General features: G+C 47.1%; 2 protein-coding genes and 1 pseudogene. All 3 read right to left on the reverse strand.

All coding sequences use genetic code 11. The features are described from left to right. The coding region (locus tag WBV75_RS07235) for a DEAD/DEAH box helicase (protein WP_424119963.1) at nt 1-1,850 on the reverse strand (1,850 nt) is incomplete at its 3' end. 208 nt (nt 1,851-2,058) lie between these two features. Then, on the reverse strand, nt 2,059-2,283 hold the full coding sequence (locus tag WBV75_RS07240) for a DUF2795 domain-containing protein (RefSeq protein ID WP_010520089.1): 225 nt from the start codon (nt 2,281-2,283) through the stop codon (nt 2,059-2,061). Nucleotides 2,284-2,414: 131 nt separating this feature from the next. Further along, nucleotides 2,415-2,559 (reverse strand): annotated as a pseudogene (locus WBV75_RS07245) (cob(I)yrinic acid a,c-diamide adenosyltransferase); the annotation flags it as partial.

The following is a 2,559-nucleotide window of genomic DNA, read 5'->3' on the forward strand; positions in this document are numbered from 1 at the left end:
GCATTGTATTTCTCCCGTTTAGTCTTGTAAATCAAATCATTGCGATCATCCCGGGCAATGGGTCGGTTGGTGGGGATTTCTACAACATCTAATTTGTAGATTTCCCAGAATTCGCCGGCCTCTGTAACGGCTGTTCCCGTCATCCCGGCGAGTTTGCGGTACATCCTGAAGTAGTTCTGAAGGGTAATGGTTGCAAAGGTCTGGGTCATCGCCTCGATCTTTACATTTTCTTTGGCCTCTATGGCCTGGTGTAGGCCGTCCGAATACCGGCGCCCATCCATTATCCGCCCGGTTTGTTCATCGACGATCATTACCTTGTTATCCATAACGACGTATTCCACGTCTTTTTCGAACAGGGCATACGCCTTGAGCAACTGGGTCATGGTGTGAACCCGCTCACTTTTTATGGCAAAGTCTTTAAACAGTTCTTCTTTTAAACGCGCCTCTTCCTCTATTTCCAGATTTTGATTCTCAATTCGGGCGATTTCCCCACCGATGTCCGGCATGATGAAAAAGCCGCTGTCCTGATCTCCTGAAACGTACTCAATTCCCTTATCAGTCAGTTCTATCTGGTTGTTTTTCTCATCGATGACAAACAATAATTCCGCATCTACCTTCGGCATTTCGCGATTGTTGTCCTGCATGTAGAAATTCTCCGTTTTCTGAAGGAGCTGTTTGATCCCTTCTTCACTGAGGAATTTAATCAGGGCCTTGTTTTTTGGCAGGCCCCTGTGAACCCTTAATAATAGGAAGCCTCCTTCTTTGGTATCCCCTTCGCCAATTTTCTTTTTCGCTTCGGCCAGTACTCCGGTCAGGTAGCGCTGCTGTTTTTGAACGAGTTCCGACACTTTTGGCCGGAGTTCATGAAACTCGTGCCGGTCTCCCTCTGGAACCGGGCCGGAGATGATAAGGGGTGTCCGGGCATCATCGACCAATACTGAATCTACCTCATCCACAATGGCGTAATGGTGGGGGCGTTGTACCAAATCACCAGGGGTATGTGCCATATTATCCCTGAGGTAATCAAACCCAAATTCATTGTTTGTCCCGTAAGTTATATCCGCATTGTAGGCTGCCCGGCGGCTTTCAGAATTGGGCTTGTGCTTATCGATGCAGTCCACCGAGAGTCCGTGGAACTCAAAAATCGGGGCCATCCAGGCACTATCCCTTTTGGCGAGGTAGTCATTGACAGTTACCAGGTGCACGCCCTCGCCAGAGAGGGCATTGAGATACATGGGCAGGGTAGCCACGAGGGTTTTACCTTCCCCGGTCTGCATTTCGGCAATTTTACCCTGATGCAGTACAATCCCCCCAATCAGCTGTACGTCGTAATGCACCATATCCCAGGTGACTTCTTTCCCTGCGGCATCCCATGAGTTACTCCAGACTGCTTTATCGCCATCCAGGGTGACATAATCCGAGGTGGCCGAAAGCTTTCGGTCAAATTCACTCGCACTAACTACGAGTTTGGGGTTTGACGCAAACCTTCGGGCGGTTTCCTTAACAACGGCAAAGGCCTCGGGAAGTATTTCTTCCAGGGTTTCCTCGGTTTTCTGATAGGAGGCGTCCCGGAGTTGATCGATCTGACTATAGAGGCTTTCATTCAGGTCGATATCCGCTGAGTTTTTAACCTGCTCGCGTAAATCGGTAATCTGGGCCTCCAGATCGGCGATTCTCTCCTGAATAAGGGCTTTAAATGTAAACGTCTTTCCTCTGAGTTCGTCGTTGGAGAGCGCCTCGAGGCCAGGCCCGAAAGACCTGATTTTTTCAACCAGGGGTTGAAGGGATTTGACGTCCTTTTTAGCTTTGTCTCCTACAAATGCTTTTAAGATCGTATTGACTAAACTCATAATTTTTGTGTTGTTTTCTGTTGCCTGAGGCGGTCGCGCTTCCCCTGCTTACCGCAAAAGGGGTAGCCCTGAATGTTATTTCAGGCCCTCTTTCCAGTACAAAAGGTATTCCAGTTTTTGCCAGTGTCGGAAAACAAGGCCCGGGCTGTCAAAATTACATAAAAAAAAAGCCTCCGGGGAGACTTTTAAGGGATTGTTATGAGGATTGTCAGTATTCGTCTTCGTTCCACAAATAATCTTCTTCGGTGGGATAATCCGGCCAGATTTCTTCGATGGATTCGTAGATTTCGCCACCTTCCTCTTCCATGGACTGAAGATTTTCCACGACTTCCAGCGGGGCTCCTGTACGAATGGCGTAATCTATTAGTTCGTCTTTGGAGGCCGGCCAGGGGGCATCACTCAAGTAGGAGGCTAATTCTAATGTCCAATACATAGCAACACTGCGTTTTTAAATTTTTGCAAAAATATATTTAAAACCAAAACGTCAAAGTAAATTTTAGCTTAATTACTAACACTAAGGAATTTTTATGGAAAAGGCAACTACTTAACGGTGAAATTCCGAATTTATTCCACCGGCGGGTTTGGAATCCATTTTATCTCATCTGCCTGGAGTTCTGAAGACAATTTTCGCGCCAGGATAAAGAGGTAATCCGAAAGGCGATTCAGATAAATCAGCAATATTTCGGAAATGGGGCTTTGTTCGTTCAAC

Origin of the sequence: Robiginitalea sp. (assembly GCF_049588695.1) — a bacterium.
In the GTDB taxonomy this organism is placed as follows: domain Bacteria; phylum Bacteroidota; class Bacteroidia; order Flavobacteriales; family Flavobacteriaceae; genus Robiginitalea.